This window comes from Roseibium sediminicola, assembly GCF_023156505.1.
Taxonomy (GTDB): domain Bacteria; phylum Pseudomonadota; class Alphaproteobacteria; order Rhizobiales; family Stappiaceae; genus Roseibium; species Roseibium sediminicola.
The window spans coordinates 143,471-156,047 of record NZ_JALNMJ010000007.1 but is presented as its reverse complement, the minus strand read 5'-3'; the positions used below and the strand labels follow the sequence as shown (position 1 = coordinate 156,047).

Annotated in this window: 11 protein-coding genes; 3 read left to right on the top strand and 8 right to left on the bottom strand. The window is 62.8% G+C overall.

Annotated elements, in window-relative coordinates:
• Positions 1–51: 51 nt before the first annotated feature.
• Positions 52–630, bottom strand: coding sequence for a TetR/AcrR family transcriptional regulator (locus M0H32_RS12220; RefSeq protein WP_248154300.1), 579 nt, complete (start codon positions 628–630; stop codon positions 52–54).
• A gap of 86 nt (positions 631–716) precedes the next feature.
• Between M0H32_RS12220 and M0H32_RS12215 the strand changes: the two genes are divergently transcribed.
• A complete protein-coding gene (locus M0H32_RS12215; RefSeq protein WP_248154297.1) occupies positions 717–1,823 on the top strand; it encodes an NmrA family NAD(P)-binding protein in 1,107 nt (368 codons plus the stop codon).
• A gap of 24 nt (positions 1,824–1,847) precedes the next feature.
• Complete coding sequence (locus M0H32_RS12210; protein ID WP_248154295.1) at positions 1,848–2,393, top strand: carbonic anhydrase; 546 nt, start codon at positions 1,848–1,850, stop codon at positions 2,391–2,393.
• Positions 2,394–2,617: 224 nt separating this feature from the next.
• Here the strand turns inward: M0H32_RS12210 and M0H32_RS12205 are convergent, their stop codons facing one another.
• The 7 genes from M0H32_RS12205 to M0H32_RS12175 all read right to left on the bottom strand — a co-directional run bounded on the left by M0H32_RS12205 (position 2,618) and on the right by M0H32_RS12175 (position 11,081).
• Complete coding sequence (locus M0H32_RS12205) at positions 2,618–3,781, bottom strand: iron-containing alcohol dehydrogenase (protein WP_248154293.1); 1,164 nt, start codon at positions 3,779–3,781, stop codon at positions 2,618–2,620.
• Between the two features lie 306 nt (positions 3,782–4,087).
• Positions 4,088–5,476, bottom strand: a complete 1,389-nt coding sequence (locus M0H32_RS12200) for an aldehyde dehydrogenase family protein (RefSeq protein ID WP_248154291.1) — start codon at positions 5,474–5,476, stop codon at positions 4,088–4,090.
• A gap of 232 nt (positions 5,477–5,708) precedes the next feature.
• On the bottom strand, positions 5,709–7,076 hold the full coding sequence (locus M0H32_RS12195; RefSeq protein WP_248154289.1) for a glutamine synthetase family protein: 1,368 nt from the start codon (positions 7,074–7,076) through the stop codon (positions 5,709–5,711).
• Positions 7,077–7,198: 122 nt separating this feature from the next.
• A complete protein-coding gene (locus M0H32_RS12190; protein ID WP_248154287.1) occupies positions 7,199–8,248 on the bottom strand; it encodes a TRAP transporter substrate-binding protein in 1,050 nt (349 codons plus the stop codon).
• Positions 8,249–8,366: 118 nt separating this feature from the next.
• Positions 8,367–9,707, bottom strand: a complete 1,341-nt coding sequence (locus M0H32_RS12185) for a TRAP transporter large permease (protein ID WP_248154285.1) — start codon at positions 9,705–9,707, stop codon at positions 8,367–8,369.
• Complete coding sequence (locus M0H32_RS12180; RefSeq protein ID WP_248154283.1) at positions 9,707–10,303, bottom strand: TRAP transporter small permease subunit; 597 nt, start codon at positions 10,301–10,303, stop codon at positions 9,707–9,709. Before M0H32_RS12180 ends, M0H32_RS12185 begins: the two co-directional genes overlap by 1 nt.
• A complete protein-coding gene (locus tag M0H32_RS12175; protein WP_248154281.1) occupies positions 10,296–11,081 on the bottom strand; it encodes an N-formylglutamate amidohydrolase in 786 nt (261 codons plus the stop codon). Before M0H32_RS12175 ends, M0H32_RS12180 begins: the two co-directional genes overlap by 8 nt.
• Before the next feature lie 147 nt (positions 11,082–11,228).
• Between M0H32_RS12175 and M0H32_RS12170 the strand changes: the two genes are divergently transcribed.
• On the top strand, positions 11,229–12,098 hold the full coding sequence (locus M0H32_RS12170; protein ID WP_248154279.1) for a MurR/RpiR family transcriptional regulator: 870 nt from the start codon (positions 11,229–11,231) through the stop codon (positions 12,096–12,098).
• Positions 12,099–12,577 lie beyond the last annotated feature (479 nt).

Here is a 12,577-nt window from a genome sequence, read left to right as displayed (position 1 = left end):
AAGATACGCTCTGCCCGCGTGTGTGTGTTGCAACTCCATTGCCGCACCGGTTCAGCGGGCCGCTGGCCAGCCCTTCTCCAGCAGATCCGCCGCGGTTCGCCCCGCAGCCACGATGCTCTCGGCCTCAGTTCCTGTATCCGCCAGCCGCGCAAGCGTGACCGTACCGACCATCAGCGCGAGCAAAGCCGTTCCCTGAGCGCTGTCTCCGCCTGTCCTAAGAAGCTCGGCAACCCGGTCCACCGCGGCCAGCCCTTCACGCCGACCGCCGTCTTCCCCCCGGCCGAGGTCGCTCGCCAGCGCCGCCAGGGGACAGCCCTCCGCCCGGTTGTCGACATGCGCCTTCGACAGATAGGTCTCGACATAGTCGCGGCGCGCCTTTGTCCGCGCGCCGTCATCCGGCGCCGCCTCCATGTCGTTCAGGACATCGTCGACGGCCGTTCGGAACGCCGCCGCCACGAGCTCGTCCTTCGATTTGAAGTGCCGGTAGAACCCGCCATGAGTCAGTCCCGCGGCCTGCATCACGTCCGACACACTGGTTGCTTCCGTGCCCTGGGCGCGCAGCATGCGCGCGGCCGCCTCCAGTATCTTTTTGTGAGACTTGCGTTTTTCAGCTTCTGACATGCGCGGCATGGCACGAGTTTCTCCAGGGCTTGACATTATAGATTTCGTCTATCATCTATATTTATAGATTACAATAATCATCTAAAAGGTGTCCCGTGACTGTCAGACCCAAAATTCTCGTCACCAGCGCCGGCGGAAAGACCGGCATCCCCGTCACTCTGCAACTGCTTGAAAAAGGATTCCCGGTCCGGGCCTTTCTGCGCCGGCACGACCGGCGCGCGGAGCTACTGGAACGCGCAGGAGCCGAGATCTTCATCGGCGATCAATACGCCCTGTCGGACATGCGCGAGGCAATGCGAGGAATCACCCGCGCCTATCAATGCGCCCCGACCGCGCCGAACGGCCTGCATTTCAATGCCGTCTTCACGGTCGCGGCCAACGAGGCGAGGGTCGAACATGTCGTCACGCTCGGCCAGTGGCTCAGCACGGCAGATCACCCGTCCCTGTTCACGCGAGAAGTCTACCTCTCCGATGCGCTGATCCGCCTGTCCCCGGCGGCATCCGTGACATCGGTCAATCCCGGCTGGTTCGCGGACAACTACCTGATGGTGATCGACATGGCCGCCCATCTCGGGCTGTTCACCATGCCGCTCGGCGACGGCAATACGAAAAAGAACGCGCCGCCGTCCAACGAGGACATTGCCAGCGTCGCGGTCGCCGCGCTGATCGACCCGGACAGGCATGCGGGCCGGAGCTACCGGCCGACCGGTCCGGAATTGCTGTCGCCCAATGACATCGCCCGGGCGATGGGCCGGGCGCTCGGCCGGCGGGTCCGCTACATGGACATTTCCGAAAAGATGATGACCAAGGCGCTGCGGGCCCTGCCGCCTTCGAACTATTCCGAAGCCGCCGTCTCGCAGCTTGCGATCTATGCGGAGGAGTATCGCCGCGGCGCGTTTGCACTGAACGCTCCGACCGACGACGTCCAGCAGATCGGCGGCCGCGTGCCGGAGACCTTTGAAAGCATCGTCCGGCGGCTGGTCGCCGCCCGTCCCGACTTACGTCGCAGCCCTGTGGGCACGGCCCGGGCGGCCCTCGGTTTCATGAAGATCGCCCTTACCCCGGCGCTTGACCTCGCCCGGGTGCAGTCGGAGCGGGACTATGTGCGCCTCGCCGATCCCCGTTTCTGCCAGGACACGCCGGAATGGCTTCAATCGCGCGTGCCCGGCAAGCCCCTTGCCCCCCGCGCCCACGTCGCCTGATTCAGACAACCAGAGGAAACCCGAATGACCGATACGTCCGTTCTCTTCGAACGCAACAGTACCTTTTCAGATGGCTTCGACCAGGCCGACCTGCCGATCCTGCCCAAGCTCAACACACTGATCGTTGCCTGCATCGATGCCCGTGTCGACCCCGCCCATGTGCTCGGACTTGGACTCGGGGACGCGGTCGTCGTCCGCAACAATGGTGGCCGGGTGACACGTGCCGTTATCGAGGAAATCGCGGTTCTGGCCGCGATGGTTTCGAAGATGACGCAAAACCCGCACCCGGCATTCAACGTGGTGCTCATGCAGCACACCCAATGCGGCGCCCAGAATTTCGCCAATCCGGAGTTTCAGGACATGATCCGGACGAAGCTCGGCATCGATGTCACGCCGTCGGCCATCACCGACCAGGCGACGGACCTGAAAACGGATATCGCCCGGCTGCGCGATGCCGGTGAGATCCCTGGCACGCTGACGGTGTCCGCCGTTCTTTATGATGTCAAAACCGGAAGCGTCCGGGAGGTTGCGGAGCCAAGACAGCTTGGCGATCTGCGCGCGAATGTCTGACCAGACCGCCTGCCCGCCTCTTCTCGTCATCCCGGACGCAACGAAGCGGAGATCCGGGATCGGAGAACCGGCGCCTGTCGATAGAAAGACCCTAAAAACACATTGACTTCCGGCTCCCCGGTCCCGGCTCGCGCTTCGCTTGGCCGGGAAGGCGCAGGAGAAGGAGTGCTCACAAAAAAGGCGCGCCAACCGGCGCGCCTTTTGTTGTTTGAGCCTCAGAGGCCTCAGACTGTTCCGGCCTGAGCCTTGTCGAAGATCTCCAGTGCGCCGTCCTTGGTCAGTTCCACCGCATTGCCGCCAGCGGTCGGATCGACGATGGCCATCTCGGCGATCAGCTCGCGCTTGGCGTCATCAACATTGAGACCGGCCAGCGTATGCGGCACCCCAAGATCCGCGCGCAGCTTCAGGATCGCATCCAGCACGCCCTGATAACCGCCAGAAATGCCGAGGAAGCCCGCCAGGCGCTCGAATTTCTGTTCGATGGCCGGGCGGTTGAACTGCAGCACATAAGGCATGAAGACCGCATTGGTCATGCCGTGATGGGTGTCGTAAAGCGCACCGACCGGGTGGGAGAGGGAGTGGATCGCGCCAAGGCCCTTCTGGAAGGCGACGGCGCCCATGGCCGCGGCACTCATCAGGTGGCCGCGAGCCTCGAGGTCGGAGCCGTCGGCGGCAACCTTCGGCAGGTTTTCAAACACGAGGCGCATGCCTTCCAGTGCGATGCCTTCCGACATCGGGTGATACATCGGCGCCGAGTAGGCCTCCAGGCAGTGGGCGAGCGCGTCCATGCCGGTGCCGACCGTGATGAAGCGCGGCATGCCAACGGTCAGTTCCGGGTCGCAGATAACGATGGCCGGCAGCATCTTCGGATGGAAGATCACCTTCTTGGTGTGGGTCGCCTCGTTGGTGACGACGCCCGCGCGGCCGACTTCCGAGCCGGTGCCTGCCGTGGTCGGCACGGCGACGATCGGTGCGATGCCTGCCGGATCGGCGCGGGTCCACCAGTCGCCGATGTCCTCGAAGTCCCAGATCGGCCGGCTCTGCCCGGACATGAAGGCGATCAGCTTGCCGGCATCGAGACCGGAGCCGCCGCCAAAGGCGATGACGCCGTCATGGCCGCCGGCCTTGTAGGCCGCGACGCCTGAATTGATGTTGCTTGCGACCGGGTTCGGCTTGACGTCGGAAAAGACGGCAGCCTCAAGGCCGGCGGCTTTCAGGCTCTCGATCGCCGCGGCCACCATCGGCAGGCCGGCCAGGCCCGGATCGGTGACCAGCAGCGGATTTTTCATGCCTGCGGCCTTGACCGCATCCGGCAATTCCTTGATGCGGCCAGCGCCGAAACGAACGGAGGTCGGGTAGGACCAGTTGACGGAAGGAAGTGAGCTCATGGTCGTCTCGTTGGTTTGAAAGTCTGTTTTTCTGCAACCACATACCGTGATCGCAGCTGCCTTTTTCGACATCACCGCTTGCGCCCCTCTCCCCCCTTGCGGGGGAGATGTCCGCTTCAGCGGACAGAGGGGGGTATCGGGCAGTGCGTGTTAATTCCGGTGCCGGGTTTGCCGAGGGGCTGACACCCCCCTCTGTCTCCTGACGGAGACATCTCCCCCGCAAGGGGGAGAGGAAAGCAAGTCCAATTTCCCAGTTCCAAATGAAATGAGGGAAACCGGGCTTGCTCATATCTGTGTCTCGCCGCCTCAGTGCTCCACGCGGAAGTGGAAGGACTTCGGCCGGGTCAGGTTGTGGAAGCCGATTTCGGAGAGGGCGGCGCCCTTGCCGGTGTCTTTCACGCCGGTCCAGACCAGCGCCGGGTCGAGATAGTCGCAGCGGTTCATGAAGACCGTGCCGGTCTCGACCTTGTCGCCGATCTCGGCGGCGGCCTGAACGTCCTCGGTCCAGATCGACGCGGTCAAGCCGTAGGGGCTGTCATTCATGAATTGCAGCGCTTCCTCGTCGTCCTTGACCTTCATGATGCCGACGACCGGTCCGAAGCTTTCCTCGCGCATCACCGACATCTGGTGATTGACGTCGGTCAGCACCTGCGGCGCCAGATACGGCGTGCCGTCCTTGTCCGCTTCGAACTTGGACGTGTCGATATTGGCCTTGGCGCCCTTGCGCAGGGCTTCCTGGGTCTGCTCGCGCACCCAGGCGGCGAAGCGGGCCTGGGCCATCGGGCCGAGGGTGGTCGCCTCGTCGAGCGGGTTGCCGAGCTTGTACTGGCTGGTCAGGTCGACGAAGCCCTCGACGAACCGGTCATAAAGGCTTTCATGCACATAGACACGCTCGATGCCGCAGCAGCACTGGCCGGCATTGTAGAAGGCGCCGTCGACCAGGTTCTCAACGGCGTAGTTGAGGTCGGCATCGGCGCGGACATAGGCCGGATCCTTGCCGCCGAGCTCCAGGCCGAGCGTCGCGAACGTGCCCGCAAGCGCCTTCTCGATGGCGCGGCCGCCACCGACGGAACCGGTGAAGTTGACGTGGTCGATCAGGCCGGAACCAAGCAGCTTTTCCGTGCCCTGGTGGGTCAGCACGATGTTCTGGAACACACCCTTGGGCAGGCCGGCAATCTCGAAGGCCTTGGCCAGGCGCTCACCCACGAGCAGGGTCTGGGCGGCATGTTTCAGCACGATCACGTTGCCCGCCATCAGCGCCGGCATGATGGTGTTGATGGCCGTCATGAACGGATAGTTCCACGGCGCAATCACCATGACGATGCCGAGCGGCACGCGGCGCAGATAGCGCTTGAAGCCCGGCTTGTCGGTGCGCTCGATATCGGCGAGAGCCTCCGCGGCGGTGCGGGCGCAATATTCGGTGCGCTCGATGGTGCCGCCGAGTTCGCCGCCATAGCGGATCGGCCGGCCCATCTGCCAGGCGAGTTCCGGAACGACATCGTCGTTCATCGCCTTCAGGGCATCGAGGGCCTTTTCGCAATAGGCGACACGCTCGGCAATCGGCAGGGCCGCCCAGCCTGGCTGGGCCGTGCGGGCGGCGGAGACCACGCGGTCGACAGCCGCCTCGTCAAGCGCCGGGCGTTCGGCATAGACCGAGCCGTCGACCGGCGAAATCAGTTTGATCACATCTGACATTTGAACCTCTCAAATCCGCATCTTTCCGTGCGGCTTTCCTGAAAGTGGTTGGCTCTAGGTGTTCCTGTCCGGCCGCTTCCCCACCCTCGTCATCCTGAGGAGCCGCAAAGCGGCGTCTCGAAGGATCGGCCGCTTGCTTGGAGTGTGCCGCCCATCCTTCGAGACGGGCCTGACGGCCCTCCTCAGGATGACGGCGTGGGGTGAGGCGTGCCTTCTCGTCTTTCTTCGCCCTTTACGCCCGCTCGAAGCCGCGGGCAACTTCATAATCGGTGACCACCCGGTCGAATTCCTCCAGCTCCCATTCCGCGGCGCGGGCATAATGGTCGATTACCGCGTCGGAGAAGGCTTCCCGCAGGAACTTCGACTTGCGCATGGTCTCGCGCGCGTCCCGCAAAGTGTGCGGAATTTCCTTGGCTTTCCGGGCGTCGTAGACGTCGCCGGTGGTCGGCGCGTCAAGCGTGAGTTTTTCTTCCATGCCCTTGATCCCGGCCGCGATCTGGACGGCAAGCGCCAGATAGGGATTGAGATCGGAGCCGCCGATGCGGCACTCGATGCGAAGGCCCTTGGTGCCTTCGCCGCAGAGCCGGAAGCCGGCGGTGCGGTTGTCGATGGACCAGACCGTCTTGGTCGGCGCGAAGGTCCCCTTCTGGAAGCGCTTGTAGCTGTTGATGTAGGGCGCCAGGAAATAGGTGTAATCGGGTGCGTATTTGATCAGCCCGGCCACGTAGTTGCGCATGGTCTCCGACATGCCGTATTCGCCCTTGTCGTCGCAGAAGACATTGTTGCCGTCCTTGTCGAAGAGCGACTGGTGCACATGCGAGGAAGATCCCACGCGGTCGTGGTGCCATTTGGCCAGGAACGACGCGGACCGGCCCTTGGCCCAGGCGATTTCCTTCACCGCATGCTTGGCGATGGTGTGAAATTCGGCGGTGTCGAGCGCCGGAGCGTATTTGATGTTGAGTTCTTCCTGCCCGGCTTCCGCCTCGCCCTTGGTGTTTTCCACCGGGATGCCCGCGGCATAGAGGTGGTTGCGCACCGGGCGCATCACGTCCTCTTCCTTGGTGGTCTGCAGGATGTGGTAGTCCTCGTTATAGCCGGAGATCGGTTCAAGGTCGCGGTAGCCGCCCTTGCGCATGTCGTCAAAGCTCTTCTCGAACAGGAAGAATTCCAGTTCGGTCGCCATGATCGGCGTCAGGCCCATCTCGGCAAGGCGCGCCACCTGCGCCTTCAGCATGGCGCGCGGCGAATGCGGCACATCCTTGTGGGTGTGGTGATCCTGCACATCGCACAGCACCATCGCGGTGCCGTCCAGCCACGGCACCAGCCGCAGGGTGTCGAGGTCCGGCTTCATGACATAGTCGCCATAGCCGCCCGACCAGCTGGTCGCGGCATAGCCCTCGACCGTGTACATTTCCAGATCCGTCGCCAGCAGATAGTTGCAGCAATGGGTTTCCTGGTAGGCACTGTCGACAAAGTGCTGGGCGTGGAAGCGCTTGCCCATCAGCCGTCCCTGCATGTCGACGATACAGGTGAGCACCGTGTCGATCTCGCCGGTGGTTACGAGCGACTTCAGCGCATCGAAGGTCAGGTTGCCAGGCATTTTCAGCGTGTCCGTTTCGCGGGTCTAGATCTGTCAGTTCTTGAAAAGCCCGGCCCGGAGGGTTCCACTCCGGACCGGTAGGTATGGCCGCGCCAACTTATGCGGGCGCGGCCGGGCCTGCATCAGCTGTAACGGTATGGGCGCCCGGCTTTCTGCATGTCCTGATTGTACTTCTTGAAGATCTCCACGACCTTGGCCTTGGTCGGGCTTTCCGCCGCGATTTCGTCCCAGAAGGCCAGGGCGGCTTCTTCGACCGTTGCCCATTCGGCGTCCGGGATGGAAGTCAGTTCCATCTTGGTGCCGTTGACGCGCAGGTTGGCTTCACCGCCCCAGTACCACCACTGGCGATAATAGTGGGACGCATCCATAGCCAGCTGCAGCATCGCCTTCAGGTGATCCGGAAGCTCGTTCCAGCGTTCCTGGTTGGCGAAGAAGGAACCGGCCCAGGCACCGGAGATGTTGTTGGTCAGGAAGTAGTTGGTCACATCCGCCCAGCCGACGGTGTAATCCTCGGTGATGCCCGACCAGGCAATGCCGTCAAGCTCGCCGGTCTGCACGGCAACCTCGATGTCTTCCCACGGCAGGGTGACAGGCACGACGCCGAACTGGGCCATGAAGCGGCCGGCGGTCGGGAAGGTGAAGACGCGCTTGCCTTCCAGATCCTTCAGCGAACGGATCGGGTCCTTGGTGGCGAAGTGGCACGGATCCCAGGCACCTGCAGAAATGTGCTTCACGCCGACCTTGGCATATTCCTCTTCCCAGATTTCCTTCAGGCCGTACTGGTTGAACAGCACCGGCACGTCGAGGGAATAGCGGGACGCGAACGGGAAGTAACCGCCGAAGACGGTGACTTCGGTCGGCGAAGCCATGGAGTCGTCATCGGACTGCACGGCGTCGATGGTGCCCTGCTGCATGGCGCGGAACAGCTCGCCCGTCGGCACCAGCTGGTCGGCGGTGTAGAGCTCGATCACCATCTCGCCGTTGGCGGCCTTGTTGAAGGCATCGATATGCGGCTTGATCACGTGTTCGGCGAGCGCCGGACCGGCATAGGTCTGCAGGCGCCATTTGATCTGCGACTGGCCATGGACGGCCGGGGCCGCAAGGGTGGTCGCACCGGCGGCGGCGGCAGTGCCGAGACCGGCTTTTTTCAGAAAATCACGTCTGTTGGTCATCTCAAGTTCCCCTAAGTTCCAGTTTCAGTTTCAGCGGTGTGGCCGTTTTCCGGCTCTGATCTGTCCGCGGTCCAACTCCGTTTCCTCCGGACGTTGTTGTTGTTGCCCTTAGATCCTTCTATCTGCCGTACACCAGGTCCGGCAGCCAGAGCGCGATCTGCGGGAAAGCCATGACGAGGACCAGCGCCAGGATCATCACCGCGACAAACGGCGTGATCGAGCCGTAAATGTCGCGCATGGTGACATCCTTGGGGGCCATCGCCCGCATCAGGAAAAGATTGTAGCCGAAAGGCGGCGTCATATAGGCGATCTGCGTGGTGATCGTGTAGAGCACGCCATACCAGATCAGCACCTCGCCGGCCGGCATGCCGAGATCGAGCGTTGCCACCAGCGGCACGTAGAGCGGCGCCACGATCACCAGCATCGCCGTGTCGTCCAGGAAGGTGCCCATCACCAGGAAGGACAGCTGCATCAGGATCAGGATCATCCAGGGCGACAGGCCGAGCTGGTCGGTGAAAAGGTTCTCGATAGCCTTGACCGCGCCGAGCCCGTCGAAGACAGCGCCGAAGCCGAGGGCCGCCAGGATGATCCACATGAACATGCAGGAAATGCCAAGCGTGTTCTTCAGGCACAGGATCAGGATATCGAGCGTCATGCGCCGGCGCACGACCGAGGCGACGAGCGCCGTCAGCGCACCGATGGCCGAGGCTTCGACCAGGCTGGTATAGCCCATCACGAACGGCACCATCATCGCGGCGAAGATCACGATCGGCAGGATGCCTGCCAGAAGCAGATGGTATTTCTGGTCTTCAGAAGCAGCGCGTTCTTCCTTGGACAGAACCGGACCGAGCTCCGGCTGGATCTTGCAGCGCACGGCAATGTAGGCGATGAAGAGGCCCGCCATCATCAGGCCGGGCACGACCCCGGCAAGCCAGAGCTGGCCGACCGGCGCGCGGGCGATCATGGCATACAGCACCAGCACCACCGAGGGCGGCACCAGGATCCCGAGCGAGGAACCGGCCTGAATCACCCCCGTGACCATGCGCTTGTCATATTTGCGTTTCAAAAGTTCGGGTAAGGCGATGGTCGCGCCGATGGCCATGCCCGCGACCGACAATCCGTTCATGGCCGAGATCAGCACCATCAGCAGGATCGTGCCGATGGCGAGCCCGCCATGGATCGGTCCCATCCAGACATGGAACATCTTGTAGAGATCGTCGGCGATCTTGGTTTCCGACAGCACGTAGCCCATGAAGATGAACATCGGCAGCGTCAGCAGCGGATACCATTTCATCAGCTTCATGGCCGCGGAGAACGGAATGTCGCCGCCGCCCGTGCCCCACAGGCACAGGGCCGCGACCGCGGCAATGCCGCCAATGGCGCCGAAGACGCGCTGCCCCGTCAGGAGCATCAGCATCATCGACGAGAACATCAAAAGAGCGATCAACTCATAGGACATCAGAGAGACACTCCCTTGATCCGGGCAATGTCTTTCAGAAGTTCAGAGACGGTCTGAAGCAGCATCAGGAAGAAACCGAAGATCATGATGAATTTGACCGGCCACAGATAGGGCCGCCAGGCGGTCGGGCTGCGCTCGATATAGCCGAGCTTCTCAGCCGCAGCGTCCGGGCCACCGGTAATGAAGGTAACAAAGAGATCCCACCAGAAACCGATCGAATCCTTGCCGAAATAGCCGAGCGAATAGGCCGTCGAATTGAGCGCGCCATAAAGCAGCACACAGAGATAAAAGATCAGCAACAGCACGGTGAAGGCGTCGAACCAGGCCTTCTTCTTCACGCTCCATTCCGCATAGAAAAGGTCCATGCGCACATTCGAGCCCATCTGGATCGAATAGGGTCCGCCGAGCACATAGTAGGCGACCATGGCAAACTGGGCGATTTCGAGGGTCCACAGCGACGGGTTGAAGAAGGTCTTGGAGATCGACGACCACAGCAGGATCGCCGCCATCACGAAGATGCCCCACATGATCACCTTGCCGAGCCGCCGGTTGAAACCGTCGACGGCGCGGACATAGAGGCAGGCCAGCTTAAGCATGGGCGCCTCCCGCAACCGCTTCGGCCGCCCGCGCCAGCACCGGCGCCAGCAGGTCGCTCCAGCGGGCTTCCTCTTCCGGCGTCGTGATCTCGTCGTTGCGGATCTCGATCATCAGGCAGGGTAGCTGCCGGTCTTCGCCGTGACGGCGGATGGTGTAGTAGACGCCGTCCGCCGGCGAATAGGGCTCATTGTCACCAACCGTCAGATCGCCGCGCGCGGCGAGATCCGCCAGAACCGGATCGGCCAGTCGGCGGTCGGTTTCATAGATCAAGCCGATCTCCCACGGGCGGGACTTGCCCTTGTAGACAGGGGTGAAGGAATGGATCGAGACCACCGCGCTCGGCAGGTCCCGGTCCTTGCGTTCGTTCAGAACCTTGTCGATCGCCGTATGGAACGGGCGATGCGCCAGGTCGATGCGGAAAGACTTTTCTTCCGGGCTCAGGTCGCGGTTGCCGGAAATTTCCGTGGTCTCGCTCAGGCACGGGATCAGGTCGGCCCGGCTTTCCTCGCGGTTGCAGTCGATAATGAGGCGGGAAACGGTGGTGAACACCAGCGGTGCATCGAGCGCCCTGGACAGTCCCCTGGCAACGCCGAGCGCACCCGGATCCCAGGCGATATGGGCCGACTTGTCGGCCTCGCTGACATTGAGGCTGGTGTCATAGGGCGGCGGGAAGAAATTCGAGGCGTGATCGCAGACAAGAACGATCGGACCGGCACCCTCCGCGTTTTCAACCGCGACGGCCTTGTTCATTCCTCCGGTCCGGGGGTTCACGCCCATTCCCAACTCCCTGAAAGATCGACCCTGCTGTTTGTAATGTTTATTACAGGATTGCCGACTTAACTAACTTCTGTAATATTTGATACGCAGATTAGGACCGCTGTCAAATGAAATTCAGCGGCGCCGACGGGAAAAAGGCCCAAGCCCATGGAACGCCCTCTTCTGGAAGATATCCGCGACCGTCTGGACGAATTCACCGCCACGGAAAAAAAGGCCGCCCATGCCCTGATGGCGAATTATCCGATGCAGGGGCTTGGCACCGTCGCGCAGTTCGCGGAAGCCGCCGGGGTCAGTTCGCCGACCATCCTGCGCTTTGTTGGCCGGCTCGGCTTTCCGGGTTTCGCGGAGTTCCAGAAGAAGCTGCGCAGCGAGCTGGAAAGCCAGTTGAATTCACCGCTCGCCCGCAGCACCAGCATGGCCGACGCGCCGGACCGCGATCCCCATGTCAGCCAGCTGATCGACAATGTGCGCGAGACCTTCGCTCATCTGCCCAAGGGCGAGCTGACGGGCCTCACAAAGCTGCTCGCAGACGAGCGCAAGACCGTTCACCTGATCGGCGGCCGCTTCACCGACGGTCTCGCCCGCTACATGGCCGCTCATTTGCGGATCGTGCGGCCGAACGTCAATCACGTCGCCGGTCAGCAGGGCAACTGGCTCGACCAGCTCATCGGCATCGGCCCGAAGGACGTGGTCGTGGTTTTCGACATCCGCCGCTACCAGGCGGAGATCATCCAGTTCGCCGAGGCCGCAGCCAAGCAGGGCGCAACCGTGGCGCTGGTCACCGACAGCTGGATGTCGCCGGTCGGCCGGATCGCCAGCTTCGTGCTGCCCGCCCGCGTCGCGGTGCCCTCCCCCTGGGACTCCTCGCTGGCCCTGATGGCGATTGCCGAAGTGCTGATCGCCGGCGTCACCCGCGAGAACCAGGGCCGCGCCCAGGAACGCATGCGCGCGCTCGAAAAACTGCGCAACGAGATCGATCCGTTGACGGAAGGCCGGGCGATGGGGCCGGATATCTGAGGGTGTCCCCGCGCCCGACGGCGGTCATTCCTGACCAGCCCGAGAACACGCGCTCACAGCACGCTCAGTGGCCCTCCCGGCCAAGCCAAATCCGCTCGACCTCGCCCCGCCCACCGAGGTCATCCCGGCCTTGAGCCGGGATCCAATCCACGCGTCCGCATGTTCCGATGTCTGATTTGGGCAGAGCGTTCCAAACATCCAAACAACCAATACTCCACCGCCCTGGAAACGAGTGGGTCCCGGCTCAAGGCCGGGATGACCACTGAGTGTGCGGCAACGCGTCGTTTCAAATCGCCACCAGTTCAGCGTCATCCTGAGGAAGCGCGCCAGCGCTGTCTCGAAGGATCGGCCAGATGTTCAAGAATGTGCCGCAGATCCCTAGAGACGGGCCGGCCGGCCCTCCACAGGATGACGCTGACGGAGGTGGCCTGCTGTTTCCCGAGGTGATGGACTTGCAGTCGCCCCCTGAGAGGCCGCTC